This is a genomic window from Gilvimarinus sp. 1_MG-2023, assembly GCF_030548285.1.
In genome coordinates this window covers 133,226-148,239 of record NZ_JAUOSC010000005.1, presented here as the reverse complement: position 1 = coordinate 148,239, position 15,014 = coordinate 133,226, and the positions used below count along the sequence as shown (strand labels likewise).

At 50.7% G+C, this 15,014-nt stretch carries 15 protein-coding genes; 6 read left to right on the top strand and 9 right to left on the bottom strand.

The genetic code is table 11. The features are described 5' to 3' along the window. The first annotated feature begins 89 nt into the window (after window positions 1-89). Window positions 90-1,322, top strand: coding sequence for an EAL and HDOD domain-containing protein (locus Q4563_RS08560; RefSeq protein ID WP_303604261.1), 1,233 nt, complete (start codon window positions 90-92; stop codon window positions 1,320-1,322). Window positions 1,323-1,325: 3 nt separating this feature from the next. Here Q4563_RS08560 and Q4563_RS08555 read toward each other — a convergent pair whose 3' ends face one another. The 7 genes from Q4563_RS08555 to Q4563_RS08525 all read right to left on the bottom strand — a co-directional run bounded on the left by Q4563_RS08555 (window position 1,326) and on the right by Q4563_RS08525 (window position 8,189). Beyond that, on the bottom strand, window positions 1,326-1,556 hold the full coding sequence (locus tag Q4563_RS08555) for a glutaredoxin family protein (protein WP_215975529.1): 231 nt from the start codon (window positions 1,554-1,556) through the stop codon (window positions 1,326-1,328). Window positions 1,557-1,651: 95 nt separating this feature from the next. Further along, window positions 1,652-2,764, bottom strand: coding sequence for a DUF5610 domain-containing protein (locus tag Q4563_RS08550; RefSeq protein ID WP_303604260.1), 1,113 nt, complete (start codon window positions 2,762-2,764; stop codon window positions 1,652-1,654). Between the two features lie 124 nt (window positions 2,765-2,888). Then, window positions 2,889-3,755 carry an FHA domain-containing protein gene (locus tag Q4563_RS08545; protein WP_215975527.1) on the bottom strand — a complete coding sequence of 289 codons (867 nt, stop codon included), beginning with the start codon at window positions 3,753-3,755 and terminating at the stop codon, window positions 2,889-2,891. Window positions 3,756-3,929: 174 nt separating this feature from the next. Further along, window positions 3,930-4,622: a sensor histidine kinase gene (locus Q4563_RS08540; protein ID WP_215975526.1), complete on the bottom strand. Its 693-nt coding sequence runs from the start codon at window positions 4,620-4,622 to the stop codon at window positions 3,930-3,932. Next, window positions 4,619-6,262: a response regulator gene (locus tag Q4563_RS08535; protein WP_215975525.1), complete on the bottom strand. Its 1,644-nt coding sequence runs from the start codon at window positions 6,260-6,262 to the stop codon at window positions 4,619-4,621. The genes Q4563_RS08540 and Q4563_RS08535 overlap by 4 nt, the downstream gene beginning before the upstream one ends. Before the next feature lie 107 nt (window positions 6,263-6,369). Continuing rightward, window positions 6,370-6,876: a GGDEF domain-containing protein gene (locus Q4563_RS08530; protein ID WP_303604281.1), complete on the bottom strand. Its 507-nt coding sequence runs from the start codon at window positions 6,874-6,876 to the stop codon at window positions 6,370-6,372. A gap of 35 nt (window positions 6,877-6,911) precedes the next feature. Next, on the bottom strand, window positions 6,912-8,189 hold the full coding sequence (locus Q4563_RS08525; RefSeq protein WP_303604259.1) for an EAL domain-containing protein: 1,278 nt from the start codon (window positions 8,187-8,189) through the stop codon (window positions 6,912-6,914). A gap of 137 nt (window positions 8,190-8,326) precedes the next feature. Here Q4563_RS08525 and cmoA point away from each other — a divergent pair, with 137 nt between their 5' ends. Further along, window positions 8,327-9,061, top strand: a complete 735-nt coding sequence (cmoA, locus tag Q4563_RS08520) for a carboxy-S-adenosyl-L-methionine synthase CmoA (RefSeq protein WP_215975523.1) — start codon at window positions 8,327-8,329, stop codon at window positions 9,059-9,061. After that, window positions 9,058-10,026, top strand: a complete 969-nt coding sequence (gene cmoB, locus Q4563_RS08515; protein WP_215975522.1) for a tRNA 5-methoxyuridine(34)/uridine 5-oxyacetic acid(34) synthase CmoB — start codon at window positions 9,058-9,060, stop codon at window positions 10,024-10,026. The genes cmoA and cmoB overlap by 4 nt, the downstream gene beginning before the upstream one ends. Window positions 10,027-10,045: 19 nt before the next feature. Here the strand turns inward: cmoB and Q4563_RS08510 are convergent, their stop codons facing one another. Further along, window positions 10,046-10,579, bottom strand: a complete 534-nt coding sequence (locus tag Q4563_RS08510; protein WP_215975521.1) for a flavodoxin — start codon at window positions 10,577-10,579, stop codon at window positions 10,046-10,048. A 264-nt stretch (window positions 10,580-10,843) separates the two neighbouring features. Here Q4563_RS08510 and Q4563_RS08505 point away from each other — a divergent pair, with 264 nt between their 5' ends. The 3 genes from Q4563_RS08505 to Q4563_RS08495 all read left to right on the top strand — a co-directional run bounded on the left by Q4563_RS08505 (window position 10,844) and on the right by Q4563_RS08495 (window position 14,136). Continuing rightward, entirely contained in the window at window positions 10,844-11,569 is a 726-nt protein-coding gene (locus tag Q4563_RS08505; RefSeq protein WP_215975520.1) for a response regulator transcription factor, read from the top strand. Beyond that, window positions 11,566-12,966 carry an ATP-binding protein gene (locus Q4563_RS08500; RefSeq protein WP_303604258.1) on the top strand — a complete coding sequence of 467 codons (1,401 nt, stop codon included), beginning with the start codon at window positions 11,566-11,568 and terminating at the stop codon, window positions 12,964-12,966. Before Q4563_RS08505 ends, Q4563_RS08500 begins: the two co-directional genes overlap by 4 nt. 228 nt (window positions 12,967-13,194) lie before the next feature. Next, window positions 13,195-14,136, top strand: coding sequence for a GGDEF domain-containing protein (locus tag Q4563_RS08495; RefSeq protein WP_303604257.1), 942 nt, complete (start codon window positions 13,195-13,197; stop codon window positions 14,134-14,136). Here the strand turns inward: Q4563_RS08495 and Q4563_RS08490 are convergent. Next, window positions 14,126-15,007 (bottom strand): pseudouridine synthase, encoded by an 882-nt coding sequence (locus tag Q4563_RS08490; RefSeq protein WP_303604280.1) that lies wholly within the window; start codon window positions 15,005-15,007, stop codon window positions 14,126-14,128. The genes Q4563_RS08495 and Q4563_RS08490 overlap by 11 nt on opposite strands. Window positions 15,008-15,014: the final 7 nt, after the last annotated feature.

Here is a 15,014-nt window from a genome sequence, read left to right as displayed (position 1 = left end):
ACGTATATTACTGCACAATAACAGTAATTTATTTTAGAATTAAAGAAAGGTATAGGGCCAAACACGATTGATGCTCGGATTAATAATTAATGTCAAAAACTTGTCCATTATTAGCTCGCCAGCCCATTTTCGACCGCGATATGCAGGTGGTCGCTTACGAGCTTTTATACCGTACCAGTGAAGACAACCACGCTGTCATCACCGACGGCAACAGCGCCAGCTCGCAAGTACTCCTTAACGCTTTCACTGAGCTGTCGCTCAACAAAGTAGTCGGCAACAACCGAGCGTATATTAATTTTACCGGCGACTTAATGGATACAACATTCCCCTTCGATACCTCGCAGCTGGTGATTGAAGTGTTGGAGAATGAAACAGTTAATAGTCGCTTGTTACACCGACTTAAAACACTGCGCGAAGCAGGTTTTGCCATTGCTCTGGATGACTTTGAACTCACACCAACAACAGAGCCCTTACTGGCCTATGCCGACATCGTAAAACTCGATGTACTGGCTCTCTCGGACTCTCAACTGACCGATCATATCAAAAAAACCAAGGCGCTCGGCATACAAGTTCTCGCCGAGAAAATCGAATCTATGGCCATGCTTGAACACTGTAAATCATTAGGCTGTGATTTATTTCAAGGTTATTTTCTAGAGCGCCCCTCAATTATCAAGGGCCGACGTTTAAGTGAAAGCAAACAAGCGGTTCTGCAATTACTGGCCAAGCTAAATGAACCGAATGTGGCCTTTGAAGATGTCGAAAAAATTATTGAGCGAGACCCAGTGCTAAGCTATAAGTTGCTGCGACTAGTCAACTCAGCAGCGTTCGGTTTACCGCGCACGATTGAATCGCTGCGTCAGGCCCTTACTTTACTCGGCTTGAAGATCATCAAGAATTGGATTGGCTTATTAGCCATGGCTAAATTGAGTGACAAGCCTGCTGAACTATCAGCACAAGCGTTGAGTCGGGCAAAGTTCTGCGAATTAATTGCCGCTCAAAGCAGACCGGAATATGAGTGTGACCGATTTTTTACCGCCGGCTTACTTTCAATGCTGGATGCCTTTATGGATGCGCCTCTGGAGCAAGTCATTGGCAGCATACAACTGAGCGATCAACTCAAGGCAGCGCTGTTAGAACACGCTGGCGAAGAAGGGAAACTGTTACTGACGGTGATTGATTACGAACACGGCAACTGGAGTGCCATTGACTGGGCCTACTTGAAAAGTCGAAACCTAGACCCGGGTTCACTCACTGCACTTTATATACAAACACTAAGCTGGGTCGACGATACCCAGCTCAGTATACAAGCCGACAACAACTAATATTCAACGCATTAAAGCTTGTACATCCTCCGCACTAAAGGGCCAATCAAGTTCTTCACCACTGGCGCTACGCAGTACCGGAATACGCAACCCATAGCGCTCTATCAATTGATCATCACAGGCGATGTCAATCGCCTGTAGGCGCAACGGCTGCACCGAGCTTTGCGCGATCACCTCGCGCGCGCGATCACACAAGTGACAACCAGCTGTCGTTAGAAATATCAGTGTTTTCATATCGGCTCACAGTTTAAACCGACTCACCATTTAAAGCGACTGGCAGTTTAATCGATCACTACGCTCTCGACACTGTGCTACAACCAACACCATGATCAGACAGAGGTTTGTGGTGTCTGGCTAACCGATGGCTCGGGCTCTGCTGGGGTCAAAAATTGGCTGACAAAATCAGCAAAGGCTGCGCCATCTCGATTGCCAGGCACGGTGTCATCGGCGTACATGGCATCGATCATCTGCTGCAACAGGCTGTGGGGGTTAGCAAAACCGCTGGCATCATCAAGTGCATTATTGATGTGTTGAATAAAATCACCCACCGGCTTTAGCTGAGACGCTAAATCCGCATTATTACCTTGAGGTTGATAGGCAACACTGGCCTTTTGAATTTCCACACGAGTTAAATTTAAGGCAAAACCGCTGATTTGTTCGGTGTTATAACCTAACTCCGAGGCGTAATCAAAAGCAGTTTGTAAATCACCGGTGAAAAACTCGTCGGCCAGTGTATTCACTTGTCCCATCAAAGATTCAATTGCCAATTGCTCTTCTTCATTCAGGTCGCCCTGAACGGTTAATTGATATTGGCTACTCGACACCGAGGCGTAGGAATACCGAGCCCCCGCTTCGGACTGAGTGAAACTGGCACTTTCACCCCGGCTGGCACTGGCCTGAATAGTGACCCGGTCACCCTCTTGCGTGGTTACCTCAAAACTAAAACTCTGTGCCGAGGCATATTCATAATTGCCTTGCACGGCCTGTGCCTGGGCAGGCGGCTCGACCGCAAGTGGCTGATCAGCTTGGGTGATGCCATAGCGATCGGCAAAGTTGTCAATGCCGTCGGTAACCAGTTGATAGGTTTTACCGATATCTTCAACCACTGTGTCGTTGAGCATGTTCAGCGCTTCGAGCTTATCCTTGGCTTCATTAAAGCCCTTCTTAAAACCGTCTAAGCCCGCTTGCAGACGCGACTCCAACTCTTCGGTGCTGGCACCATTGGCGATGTCGCGCTGTAGTTGCTGCTCAATAAACCCGAGAATATTACTGGCCGCTTGCTCCGCGGTTAAGGGTTGGAACTCCCGGGTCGTATTGCCTTCGATATGCTTTTGCGCACTTTGACTTAAGAGCTGCTGTGGGTCTTGCGGCGCATTTTTCTGCGCTGAGTTTAGCGTGGCGGGCGCTAATGAGGACAAACTTGGGGCGTGAGTAGAAATCATAATACCAACCTCAACAAAAAAGCTATTCCCCGCTAGCGGCAGGAAATAGCATTTCTTGAGGCTTTCTTAAGAATAAATAATGCTAAAGTGAGTGCTCCAGCAAATCTGTGGGATATATAAGGCTCTAGCCTCGAGTCAAAAACAATGCTGCCACAACAATAATGGCTAGCACCACTAAAACACCCATGCCGGCTGTTGCAAAGCGGGGGTTTTGAGCCTCAGAGCTTTCTACCTCTTTTTTAAGCGAGGCATCGGCACCGCTGTGGGCATTATTGGCTTTGGCCGCTGGGCGTGGCGCTGCTGGGCGCGGCCCCGCAGCCTTACCTGCAGCGCGGATGGTGGTCTGCGCCATATCGTCAGCAGGGCCAATCACCCCAAAACTTAGCGTATCGAAGCGCAACTCATCACCACGCTTAACCCTAGCCTCGGTTATGGCTTTCCCATTGAGGTAGGTACCATTTGCCGAGCCCAGGTCTTTTACGTAGAGCACACCTTGTTTAACATCGAGCCTGGCATGACGGCGCGACAAATGAGCGGCGGCCAAGGTGATGTCACAATCGCTTGAGCGGCCGACGATATTATCCGCCTGCAGGGGATATACCCGGTTGCCCAAAGCAGTATGGTTGGCCTTAAGAGCCCAACCGGTCGAGACTGGATTTCTGGGGTTGGTGCTTTGGCGTGAAGACTCGCTGGTGACCGAATCATCTTTCGGGTCAATAATCTCCAGCTCAATGCTGGCAAGCGAAATAACATCTCCGGGCTTAATCTTGGTTCGCTCGCCCACTTTTTCACCGTTGACTGACACAGAGGAACCCGGAACCAAGTTCACCAACTCCAAGGCTTCGTGATTTACTTCAACAGTAAGATGTTTATCAGCTATATCGGGGGCGCTGACCACTAGCTCATTGGCTCGTGAGCGGCCGATACCAATGCTTGGCTCCACTAGCCATACCGCACTGTATTTTTTGTTTTTAAAGCGGATTTTAAGCATTGAAGATTCCCTTGTTCAAATCGATTGCCCTACGTCAGAATAATGCAACAGCCCTCGCTATTTTGCAAGACAGGCAGGTCACATTTGGTCAGTTGCACTGCTAATACACAAAAGAAGGATGACCGATACTAATCTCAAGCTGAGTAATAGCGATTATTTCAAGGTTGTATGCAGCTAAGGCAACACCACCTCGATTTGCCCACCGCTCAACACACCGCCATTAGCCAGAGTGATATAGCCATGTAAGTCGCCTCGACGGTGCAATTTGGCAATTTCCTGAGCGAACAACAATCCGAGGTTGGTATTCCCCTCAGTAAATGAGACGCTATCACGCATTACTGTCGGACTGGTAAGCATAGATTCTGGGTAGCCGCGACCGTCATCTGCAACAATCAGATGCAAAACGCCGTCCTCAATATTCGCCGTCACTTTAATGCGACTGAGGCAATATCGCGCGGCATTAACCAGGATATTGTTCAGCATGCCACTGATCAACTCAGCATCAATATACCAACAAACATCCTCCCCACAGTCCACCTCCACTGCGATATTTCTCGAGCGGAATAAAATGTCATTGCGCGCCAACTGATCGCCAATGATTTCATCCAAATAACACTCTTCCAGCTGTACCAGCATGCGTTGATTTTCCATCCGGTAGAGTGCTAGCAGCTGAACTAAGTCACCATTAATGCGGGCGGCCTCATAACCTAGTGTCGACAATTGTCGGTTGTGCTCGGCATTATCAGTCGCTGCGCTCGCTGATAATTCCTCGATGGTTTGCATTAACATTCCCACCGAATTTTTCATATCATGCACACTGGAGGCAAGCACAAATGAGAAGTCTACCGGCAAGCCTTTATCTGTCATACCTGTTCTCCGTCACGCAAAATTTGTTGGCTGACCTCTTGAAATTTTCCGACAAGTTGCGCCAACCGGTCGGCTTGAGGGTGCTCTCCATCCACTAACTGACCCAAGCGTTCACACGAGTGCTTTGCCTGCTTTAACAAATGGGGCTGCCCGCTTTGTTCCAATGCCCCAATTAAGGCCTGCAATAGGTTCAGTTCAATGCCAACATGTTTAGGAAATTCTCGTACTGCGCGATTGAAGCAGTCGATCGCAGCCTCAAAATCCGTGCCTTCATAATAGGCGATACCTTGTTTATTTATTTGTGCCACACGCTGACGATTCTTTTCACTGGTTGGGTTTTCCAGCACGCGATCTATCATTTCCAGCGCCGCCTCATTACCTTGATATTGTTGCAACACACCATTAACCAACTGATCGCGCCACTCTTGTCGCCCTAACACCTCACAAGCACTGATCCAATCGAGCTGAGCGGCTAATGTTGCCGGCGACTCTTGGTGCTGCTCCATTAGCTCTTGCAATAACTGTTGTGCGGCCAATTGCTCTCCTGTTGCAGCTAGGTAGGCGCAATTCGCTGAGCGCAGCAATACGTCGTTGTGACCATCACGGCCAAATCGATTGCCAAACTCTCCTATCGACTTGCCCACCTCCCGCGCATAACTTTTAGCCACATCCGGCTGCAACGGTGCCAGCTCGGCGCAAGAGCGAATAAATTGTAAATATACGTCTTTATCGTCGTAGCAGGAGTGCTCACCCAATTTAATGCTGTTTTTAAACGCTTCCAGGGCTTGCTCTAGATCGTGATTTTGGTAGGCAACAGCGCCTAATTCCTGCTGACGCATAATCGACAGGGGAGATATTTCCACCGCCTGAGCCAAAGTATGTTGTTGTTCTTGTCGATCGCCCCGAGCCGCATGAATATCCGCCAACAAATCGTAGGCAGGCATGCACATTGGGTTTAAGCTTAGCGCTTGTTCGACCCACTGCTGGGCCCCCACCCAATCGTCCTGCCCTTTTTTTGCCAGCGCGAGCCCGACCATGGCCCAATCTAACTCACGAACTTGCAACACCTTGCGGAACAACTGCTCGGCGGGGTTAAACTGGCCAGTTCGCAATAATAGCCGCCCCAATAACTTTTGCACTAATGGTCGCACACGACTCTGTCCACGCAGAAGCTCACCGCAGCGAGTGATCGCAGCGTCTAAATCGCCATCATCCATGGCGTTATAGACTTTACACATCTCACGACTTTGATGGAATAATCGTTCTAAACGTTGCTGTAGGGTTTTGGCGGTAATAGGCTTGGTTAGGTAGGCGTCGGGCTCGTAATCATAGGTCGCCATAACAATATTTTTACTTGATTCGGCAGAGATAAGTACAAACAGCGAACTGTGTTTGAGTAAACTCTCATGGCGCAGCTGCTCCAGTACCTGCTGGCCACTTTTACCCGGCCCCAGATTGTAGTCACATAAGACCAAGTCGTAAGACGTGGAACGACACTTACTGACAGCGTCATTCCCATGAGCGGCAGTATCCACGCTGCGAGCCCCAAATTCTTGCAACATGCGCATAACCGTTGTGCGGAAGTTATCAAAGTCATCTACAACTAATACGCGCTTGTACTCAAATCCGTTAGGACTCATAGGTCACTGCCTGCCTGTGGTTTTGCCTCAGCATAACGCAAAACCCTCGGCAGGCAAACACAGCCTAGCAAGTATACCAGTGAGCTTGGGGCCTGATCAGGGGCGGATTAAGTCTCAGAAGGGCAATGCTTTTCTGGCGTGCGGCGGCGCGAGAAGAAAACCTGGTGACCGCCTAGCGATTTTGCCCGGTGTTTGGCGTCGGCCAGAAGCATGGCCACATGATGGTGGGTTAAACAAAGTTCGGGGTCGGGGTGCACACAGCCAATGGCAACCTCCAGCGGGCCGAACCGGCGCCGCATGCCGTTGCGATCTTCCGTCCAATAATCGAGCTGCTCCTCTGGCATTTGTTGATAGATACTCTGAGTAAAACTGTGCAACAGTTTTTCACAGCGCTCGCGCCAATTGATGCTGCGAAAGACGACCACAAAGTCATCCCCCCCGACATGGCCGATAAAATCCTGTTCTTGATCGATGACCTGACGCAATAAGTTACCGAGTAAGATAATGACATCGTCGCCACAAGAATAGCCGAACGCATCGTTGAAGGGCTTGAAGTGATTAATATCGCAATAAGCTACAATAAAATCTGCTTTTTGACATAATAACTGATCGATCCACTCATACAGTGGAACATTGCCAGGCAGTGCCGTTAACGGATTGGATTGGAGTGGCGCGCGACGCGCAGCTTTTCATCGGCAATTGAGCGCAATATATTGCGCACCTTGGCCACGCCAATGTAGCGATCGTTTTCACTGACAATAATATCCACACTTAAATTCTGCGCGGGGTCTTCGGTCACCAACCTTCCGGCACTGTTCAAGTCGCTGTTGATATCCATCAATAGCGAACGGCTGCTGACAAACCCAGAAATGGGTTTATTGGCGTGCAATTCGTAAGAGTAGCGCCAGGAAAAAGTGTTGAGTAGTTCAGAGCGGCTGATCACCCCCAGAGCCTTACCGTCATCGGCGACCACGGGTACGCACGTTAGGCGTACATCCGCGCGAAACATTCGCACCACTTCACCAGCGGTTACGCTGGGCGACAGCGGCTCATGCGCCACTGTCACCTCGCGCAGTGTATGCTGAAAGGTATCCCGTGATACCGGCATGGCGACGGCTTTTGCTTTGTTTAGGTGTGGCGGGCATTGGGTGATGGGCGTGCGAGCCGGACGTGCAATATAATAACCTTGAAAATATTCCACCCCCATAGCCACTAAGGTTTTGAACTCTTCTTCGGTCTCAATCCCCTCGGCAATGACTTTGTTACCGATCCTTTGTGCGATATCGAGCATAAAACGGACAAACTCTCGCTTCACCGCACTGGCGTTAATGTTACTGATAAAGTGCCGATCTATTTTGACGTAATCGGGGTTCAATTCACTCCAAATTCGCAAACCGGCATACCCTGCACCCAAGTCGTCAATCGCCACAGCAAACCCCTGACGCTGGAAATGCTCGCAGGCATTGGTCAGCAACTCAAACTCATCTAAAGGTTGTTTTTCGGTTAACTCGAAGACCACACGTTCAGGATCTAGCTTGAGCTTGCGCAATATTGCCATAGTAACGCCATCGCGATACTGGCTATCGGTAAATGCCAGTGGCGTCATATTAAGAAAAAGTTTACCGGGCAGTGAATGCTCTATAAAGCTTTGGCAGGCCGCCTCTCGACAGGCGTATTCCAACCGAGCCAATTGCCCTTCACTGGCAGCGGCGGAAAATAGTTGCGCAGGAGATGCCAAAGCACTGCCTTCGGGGCCGCGAATCAAAGCCTCATAACCGACAATTTGGCTATTAATCATATTAATGACAGGCTGAAAAACGGCGTATAGTTGACCGCTATCAATCACCGACTGTAACTGATCTCGCAGGCGCTGCGGCTCAGTGTCCGAGTGGGTTCTGGGGGCAGGTATTGAAGGTAGATACGACATAAACGGATTATCAATCTGCCTAATGACAGTTTTATGACAATTGCGGCCGGTTAATTCGACAAATGATTGAGACTCTTGCGCCTAACCGATAAAATAGCCGCACTGCAATTCTAGCCAACAGGCCCCGCATCACGATCATGACGGATATTCGAGATACACTCTACGCCAACCCTCTCGCCCAGGTCGGCAGCTTTAGTTTTGATCAGCAAGTGGTCGACGTCTTTCCCGATATGATAAAACGGTCGGTACCGGGTTACCCAACCATTTTATCCATGATCGGCACGCTGGCCGAGCGCTACGTGACCTCCGACAGCCATTGCTACGATTTAGGCTGTTCATTGGGGGCGGCCACCTTGGCGATGCGCCATAATATTCGCGCCGCAGGGGCCAGCATAATCGGCGTCGACAACTCGGCGGCAATGATTGCCAGAGCTCGGCAGATTATCGCGGCCGATAGCCATGAAGAGGTTCCGGTTCGGTTAGAAGAATGCGGCATTGAAGACATTGCAATCGACAATGCTTCGATGGTGGTGCTTAACTTTACGCTGCAGTTTATTGCGCCCAATGCGCGCGATAGGTTATTGAGCGATATCGCCCAGGGCCTAAACACTGGCGGCGTGTTAATTTTGTCGGAAAAAGTCGCCTTTGACGACCTTCCCCATCAGCAACTAATGACCGACCTACATCACCAGTTTAAACGTGCTAATGGTTACAGCGACCTGGAAATCGCGCAAAAGCGCGCCGCCATCGACAACGTCTTGATCCCAGAGTCACTCGACGCTCACCGTCTGCGCTTGCGCCAAGCCGGTTTTAGCAGTGTAGATGTCTGGTTTCAGTGTTTAAATTTTGCCTCAATCATCGCCATTAAATGATCGACTATAACGCTCTATACACGTTTTTAAACGAACACCCCAAGCTTGCCCAATGGTCGCAACAGCTGCCAGAACAAGTGGCTCAAGGTCTCTGCCCCAAGCGTTTCGGTGACTTATCAGGTTGGCTAAACGCGCTTGAACAAATCCCCGAGATCAACCCCGAACAAATCGATCTGAAAACTCGCGTCAGCGTTGCCGGGCAGATAGCACCTGAGACCCACGCTCAACTGTTACACGCCTTACAGCAATTAATCCCCTGGCGCAAAGGCCCTTATTTTTTGCATGGCATACACCTAGATACCGAATGGCGCTCAGACTGGAAGTGGGATCGCATTAAAGATCAAATTGCCCCGCTAAAAAACCGACTGGTATTGGATGTAGGCTGCGGCAATGGCTATCACTGTTGGCGCATGCATGGCGCAGGCGCTCTGCGAGTGATCGGTATCGACCCCTCTCCACGGTTTATCGTGCAATTCGCTATGATCAAACAACTGCTGGGTCAGTCTTTACCAGTCGACGTGCTGCCGCTGGGCATTGAGGCGCTGCCCCCAGAGTTAGGCGCGTTTGACACAACGTTTTCCATGGGTGTTTTTTACCACCGACGCTCGCCGATGGACCATTTGCGGGAACTGAAAGCGACCCTAAGGCCTGGCGGGCAATTGGTGCTGGAAACACTGGTGATCGCAGGCAATGAAGGCGAGGTATTGGTGCCGCCGGGACGCTACGCCATGATGAACAATGTCTGGTTTTTGCCCAGTGCACCCACAATGATCGGCTGGCTGGCCAAGTGCGGCTTTAAAAACCCGCGCACGGTGGATGTTTGCCCTACCACCACCGATGAGCAGCGCGCCACCGATTGGATGCGTTATCACTCGCTCAGTAACTTCTTAAAGGAAGATAACCCGAGCCTCACCCAAGAGGGGCACCCAGCGCCCATTCGAGCCGTATTTATCGCCGAAACCTAACTGGGCCACTTCATATGGGCTAATCCCCCAATTGTAGAGGGGTGTCCAGGCCAAACTCGCGATGAATCTGTTCGCACCAGCGGTCTAAACGCTCGGCACTGAGGTTTTCCTGTTGATCCTCATCAATGGCCAAACCCACAAACTGGCCGTCCTCTTCGGCTTTGGAGGCTTCGTACTCGTAACCCTCGGTTGACCAATAACCCACTCTGTGGGGATTTGATGCGGCGATCACCTCGTGCATCATTCCCATCGCGTCGAGGAAATAATCACCATAGCCAAATTGATCACCCAACCCAAACAAAGCCACGGTTTTATCGGAAAAGTCCACTTCGGCCAGATCATCCCAAAACTCTTCCCAGTCGGACTGAATTTGGCCAAAATCCCAGGTGGGAATACCGAGGATGACATTGTCGTATTGAGTAAACTCCAATTGAGTGACATCGGCAATATCGTGCACATCTACCACCTCTGCACCCAAACGCTTGCGAATACGCTGAGCAATAAACTCCGTATTCCCTTCATCACTACCGAAAAAAAGCCCTACTTTGGCCACTGGCGAACACCTTCTGAAAAAAAACAACGAAACCGAGCAATAACTGGTACAAACACCGCTAAAAAAGGTACATTCTCTTTTAGCTGTACCTAGCTGGAAATACTGGGCTGGATTTTCCCAGCTGCCAACTGTTAGCGCAAGTGGCAGTTGTGTGGTTAAGTTAGGTTAAGCAAACGTACAAACCATGACAGCATGCCATGCCTGTTGCAAACTTGCGCGGCGGCGCAGACAGCTGCCAGGAAGAAAGTTAATGTAGAGGTATCAATGGCTGACATTTTACTGATTGATGACGACAAAGAGTTATCCGAATTGCTGCAAGAATATCTCAATGCAGAAGGATTTAGCGTTTCCACCGCTTATGATGGCGCTGAAGCTCTTGAGATGGCACGCCACAACTCGTACTCGGCTTTAATACTCGACGTTATGCTGCCACAACACAACGGTTTCGATGTTCTTAAAATGCTCAGGCAGCATCCCGAATACGGCCAGCAGCACACCCCGGTCATTATGCTGACCGCCAAGGGCGACACCATTGATCGGGTGATTGGTCTGGAAATAGGCGCCGACGATTACCTCCCCAAGCCCTGCGATCCGCGTGAACTGGTCGCTCGCCTAAGGGCCATTCTACGCCGTACAGCTACCGCGCAGAGCGCCCCACCAGAGTCCGGCACGGTGCAGGTAGATAGTTTATCGCTGCAAATGGGTAGCCGTGCGGCATTTTGGCTCGATCAATCCTTGCCTCTGACCGGTACTGAGTTTAGCGTGTTGGAATTATTAGTGCGTCACGCCGGGCAAGTAATCAGCAAAGATGAACTCACCGAACAAGCGTTGGGGCGCAAGCTGACCCCCTACGATCGCAGTATCGACGTGCATGTCAGTAATATTCGCAAAAAACTCGCCACAGTGGGAGCCAGCAAGGATCAAATCATCAACGTGCGCGGTGCCGGTTATATGCTAACTCGCCCCAGTGAAGCCCCCGCGACACCATGACACGACTGTACCTGCGGGTATTTTTAACCTTTTGGTGTATCACGGCGGTGATTATCGTCACCACCAATGTGATTGTGCATTGGCGCGACATTAATCCAGACAACAACCTGCAACGCTTGCGGGATGACCGGGGGACCGAGCCCGCGCAACGCTTTCTCTTTCAAATGGTGGGCTCAGCCATCAATCGCAACTCGGCCCAAGTATTGGCCGATATGCGCACCATGCCAGAATGGTCTACCCGATTTTTTTATATTGTCGACTCCAACAACCGGGACTTCTTAGGCCGCCCCCTACCCGAAGGGGTGCAGAAGCTGGTACCCAAAATTAATCCCAGCCACCCATTTGAGAACACCATAATCGGTGAAGAGAAAACCTGGGGACGTCACGTCACGCTAAACGACGGTAAAAGCGTTAAGATTTTCACTTTGGCCGCCGGCAAGGGTGAGAAAAGCTCAGGCGACATCGCCTGGCAGCTTTTTATTAATAATATTTGGCCGCTTCTACTGACCTCAATTTTGGTCAGTGGTGTCGCGTGCTTTTTTCTCGCCCGCCACTTAGCACGCAGCTTATCCACCCTACAAAGGGCGACCCGCTCTATTGCCAAGGGGGATTTAAGTGTGCGCATTAGTCAGCGGTTTAACCAAAGGCGTGATGAAATTGCTTCTCTGGCCAATGATTTTGACCATATGGCCGAGCGCCTTGAGAAAGCCATGGCTGAACAAAAACGCTTAATCAAGGATGTATCGCACGAACTGCGCACACCCTTGGCCCGCCTGCAAATTGCTCTGGCGCTAGCCCAGCAGCGCAGTCAGGGTACTAACGACCGCGAGCTAAAGCGCATAAAGCAGGCGGCAGATTATCTGAATGACATCATTTCAGATATTTTAGCGCTGCCTGTTTTAGATGACGACAGCTGGACTCTCGATGACACCATGGACTTAACAGCCCTATTAGAAGCGCTGCATGAAGCCATAGCACGAGACGCAAGACAAAAAGCGATTCAATTAAGTTTATCCAACTCACTACCCGAGGCGCTGGTCGCCACTCGCGGCAATATGTTGGCCGGTGTTTTTGATAACATCCTACGCAACGCTCTGCGCTATACCCCTAGCGGCGGCTGCATCCGGACCGAGCTGCACGACAGAGGAAATCACTATCAGATAAAAATTCACGACACCGGACCCGGAGTGTCACCCGACCAATTAGACGCTATTTTTCAACCGTTTTATCGAACCGATCAGGCCCGCGATCGCCAAAGTGGTGGCTATGGCTTAGGTTTGGCCATTGCGCAGCGAACTATAAAACTCCATGGCGGGCACATTGAAGCCAGAAACCTCCCACAGACCGGCCTTTGCATCACTGTGACACTTCCCAAAACACCTCCCTGTACTGCCTAAAACCGGACTGCCATTGTTTTGACTGGCGGCAAGAATTTTCCGCCATTGCCGCCAAAACCAGTCAAGCTTTTGACCTTTACGTCAAAAAAACTCTGAGAAATAAGCATAAGCTATTGTTTTTAAAACCCTTTATTCACCACCCTCACATTTGGCACGTTATTCGCTGTACACCTTTCAATCAACGCTATCGCTACCGATAGCTCACCTATACACAAGAGCGGAAAGACTATGGCAGATTTATCTTCAGGTATCGGCACTGAAGCCATCGCCTCTGAACTGATAAGTGAACAGCTCGCCAATTCGGCCTTACTGGACGTACGGGCCCGCTTAGCCCACGCCTTGCAAATTAGCCTGGAAGCAACCGAGCTGCTGACGTTGTTTTTCAAGCATTCACAACAACTGGTGCAATACCACGGTTTGGTTTACGAAGACGTGATTCTAGGTAAAGTACTAGTCGGCAAGCGCTCGCTTCACCGCTGTCACTACACCATGAATTTGCCTGGCAGTAATTTGGGAGAAATCACCTTCTTTCGAAAAAGCCGATTCAGCGAAAATCAACAGTTGATGCTAGAGACCCTACTCGCGTCACTCGCTTTTCCACTAAACAACGCCAAGAAATACCAACAAGCATTGCGCATGGCTCTGGTTGACCCACTGACAGAAGTGGGCAACCGCAGCGCACTCGACACGGCCTTAGAACGCGAGCATCAGCGCTTACAGCGCAATGGTAAAGCTTTTGCTTTGGTGATGTTGGATATTGACCACTTTAAACAGATCAACGATAAGTATGGCCACAGTCGTGGCGATGACGTTCTAAAACAGATCGCCACTACCTTGAAAGAAGTCAGTCGCGCAACGGATATGACCTTCCGCTACGGCGGTGAAGAGTTTGCAGTACTGCTCAGTGACACCGGCGCCGCCGGTGGATTAATTACCGCCGAAAGGCTGCGCCGAGCGGTGGAGAGAATCGATATAGTAATGGACGGAGCTCATATTCGCCCCACGATCAGTGTTGGGGTCAGTGCCTGTATGGATGCCGGCGAACCGTTACAGGCCTTACTGGAAAGAGCGGATCGCGCACTCTATGACGCCAAGCACCAGGGCCGCAACCGCAGTTGCTGCGAGCCGGCCCAGATACCACTCGACGCCGCCACTGGAGTTAAGGCTTAGTCGGGCCCTTGGGTCTGGCAGGCGGCTTTGCTCTACCGGGGCGTTTACCACGACCAGCGCGCAAACGCTTTTCCTGTCTCTCACGCTGGCGTTTAAAGTCAGGATCATCCGTCTTGGAACGTTTGACCGGTTCGATGCCAGCGGTCATACACAAGTCGGTAATCTCTTTGTTGTTCAACTCCAACCATTGCCCCACCCGAACGTGAGACGGAATAAAGATATTGCCATAGCGCACACGTTTTAAGCGGCTGACACGAACCCCTTGCGACTCCCACAGGCGGCGCACTTCACGGTTGCGCCCTTCCATGACAACACAATAAAACCAACGATTGCGGGACTCACCCGCGCCATCGACAACATCGGTAAAACGTGCAGTGCCATCGTCGAGCAGCACCCCCTCTACCAGTCGGCGCTTCATAGCCTCATCAACTTCACCTTGAATACGCACCAGATACTCACGATCAATGACTGAGGATGGATGCATCAGACGATTAGCTAGCTCGCCATCGTTGGTAAACAGCAGCAAACCGCTGGTGTTAAAGTCGAGTCGCCCCACTGAGATCCAGCGCTCTCCCGACAATCGTGGCAGCGCGTTGTAGACGGTTCGTCGACCCTGAGGGTCATTGCGCGAACAAATTTCCCCCTCGGGCTTGTTATACAAAATCACCCGGCGCCGGCTTACTTCGTTTTTGGTCTTAACCGTTTTACCTTGATGGGTAATAACATCTTCAGGCGTCACCCGATCCCCCAAGGTCGCAGGGCGGCCGTTTACGGTCACTACCCCTGCTGAAATGGAACGCTCCATTTCACGGCGTGAGCCTATACCGGCCCGCGCTAAAACTTTTTGCAGTTTCTCATCGGGCTGATCCATGGCGGGC

Bases quoted from the DNA above. Each gene is read 5' to 3' on its own strand.
- cmoB (WP_215975522.1), top strand. From the start codon at position 9,058: ATGATCGACTATAACGCTCTATACACGTTTTTAAACGAACACCCCAAG.
- Q4563_RS08505 (WP_215975520.1), top strand. From the start codon at position 10,844: ATGGCTGACATTTTACTGATTGATGACGACAAAGAGTTATCCGAATTG.
- Q4563_RS08490 (WP_303604280.1), bottom strand. From the start codon at position 15,007: ATGGATCAGCCCGATGAGAAACTGCAAAAAGTTTTAGCGCGGGCCGGT.
- Q4563_RS08560 (WP_303604261.1), top strand. From the start codon at position 90: ATGTCAAAAACTTGTCCATTATTAGCTCGCCAGCCCATTTTCGACCGC.
- Q4563_RS08525 (WP_303604259.1), bottom strand. From the start codon at position 8,189: ATGTCGTATCTACCTTCAATACCTGCCCCCAGAACCCACTCGGACACT.
- Q4563_RS08500 (WP_303604258.1), top strand. From the start codon at position 11,566: ATGACACGACTGTACCTGCGGGTATTTTTAACCTTTTGGTGTATCACG.
- Q4563_RS08550 (WP_303604260.1), bottom strand. From the start codon at position 2,764: ATGATTTCTACTCACGCCCCAAGTTTGTCCTCATTAGCGCCCGCCACG.
- Q4563_RS08540 (WP_215975526.1), bottom strand. From the start codon at position 4,622: ATGACAGATAAAGGCTTGCCGGTAGACTTCTCATTTGTGCTTGCCTCC.
- Q4563_RS08495 (WP_303604257.1), top strand. From the start codon at position 13,195: ATGGCAGATTTATCTTCAGGTATCGGCACTGAAGCCATCGCCTCTGAA.
- Q4563_RS08555 (WP_215975529.1), bottom strand. From the start codon at position 1,556: ATGAAAACACTGATATTTCTAACGACAGCTGGTTGTCACTTGTGTGAT.
- Q4563_RS08535 (WP_215975525.1), bottom strand. From the start codon at position 6,262: ATGAGTCCTAACGGATTTGAGTACAAGCGCGTATTAGTTGTAGATGAC.
- cmoA (WP_215975523.1), top strand. From the start codon at position 8,327: ATGACGGATATTCGAGATACACTCTACGCCAACCCTCTCGCCCAGGTC.
- Q4563_RS08545 (WP_215975527.1), bottom strand. From the start codon at position 3,755: ATGCTTAAAATCCGCTTTAAAAACAAAAAATACAGTGCGGTATGGCTA.